The 1,347-nt window shown below is 70.3% G+C and carries 1 protein-coding gene; it reads left to right on the top strand.

Translation table 11 applies throughout. From position 1 onward, the window contains the following. Position 1 precedes the first annotated feature (1 nt). Positions 2-1,195 carry an IS701 family transposase gene (locus IH09_RS36115; RefSeq protein ID WP_110952824.1) on the top strand — a complete coding sequence of 398 codons (1,194 nt, stop codon included), beginning with the start codon at positions 2-4 and terminating at the stop codon, positions 1,193-1,195. Positions 1,196-1,347 lie beyond the last annotated feature (152 nt).

Below are 1,347 nucleotides of genomic sequence, written 5' to 3'. Positions count from 1 at the left end.
GCTGCTGGTGCGGATCGGTCACCGGTTCGGGCGGGTGGATCTGCGCCGGCGAATGCGGGCATATGTGCACGGCCTGCTCGGGCCGGTGGGCCGCAAGAACAGCTGGCAGCTGGCCGAACATGCCGGTCACCGCACTCCCGCCGGGCTGCAGCACCTGCTGAGCCGCGCCTGCTGGGATCCCGACGAGATCCGCGATGACCTGCAGGAATACGTCGCCGAGAAGCTCGGGGACCCGGCGGGTGTGCTGATCATTGACGACACCGGGTTCATCAAGAAGGGCACGGTCTCGGCCGGGGTGCAGCGGCAGTACTCCGGCACCGCCGGTCGCACGGAGAACTGCCAGATCGGCGTCTTTGCCGCCTACGCCACCGTCAGAGGCCGGGCGCTGGTGGACCGGGAACTGTACCTGCCGAAGTCCTGGACCTCCGATCCGGACCGCTGCGCCCAGGCGAAAATCCCCGACGAGCGAGCGTTCGCCACCAAGGGCGACCTTGCGAAGGCCATCATCATGCGGGCACTGGCCTCGCCGCTGCCGATCGCCTGGGTGACCGCCGACTCGGCCTACGGCCAGGAGTGGCGGCTGCGCCGCATGCTGGAGGAAGCCGGCGTCGGCTACGTCCTGGCCGTGCCGAAGTCCCAGCATGTCCACGCCGTCGGCCGCATCGACTTCGCCATCGCCCAGGCCCCCGACGACGCCTGGGAACGCCACTCCTGCGGAGCTGGCGCGAAGGGGCCACGCGTCTACGACTGGGCCGCAGCCCGGCTGCCCACCATCGACGACTTCGACAGTGACGAGCCCACCCATGACCGGTGGGTGCTGGCCCGCCGCAGCCTGGCCCGCCCGGACGCGATCGCCTACTACCTCGCCTACGCGCCGGCCGGCACTCCCGTCGCCGAACTGGTACGGATCGCCGGGGCGCGCTGGGCGATTGAGGAGGCATTCCAGGCCGCGAAGAACGAGTGCGGCCTGGATCAATACGAGGTCCGCCGGTATCCGGGCTGGTACCGGCACATCACCCTGGCCATGCTCGCCCACGCCTTCCTCGCCGCGATGGCCGCCGCCGCAGGGACCGAAAGGGGGGCGGCAGAAACGGTTCCGACGCCCTCGCGCCACTCACCGTGGCGGAAATCCGGCGACTCCTGGCAACTGGCCGCACCACGCCGACGCACCTGCGGCACACCGGCCACGCGCTGAACTGGTCCCGCTGGCGCCGCCGTCACCAGGCCACCGCCCGCCGCTGCCACTACCACCGTCGCACCCGAAGTCACGAACCCCCGCCAGCTGACGGACCATCAGCCGAGCACACTCCAAAACAGAGCTCTGACCAGCAGCGATAGCGAACTGCG

Source organism: Streptomyces celluloflavus, from assembly GCA_000720995.1.
GTDB classification, from domain to species: domain Bacteria; phylum Actinomycetota; class Actinomycetes; order Streptomycetales; family Streptomycetaceae; genus Streptomyces; species Streptomyces celluloflavus.
This window is presented reverse-complemented; position numbering and strand designations above follow the sequence as displayed.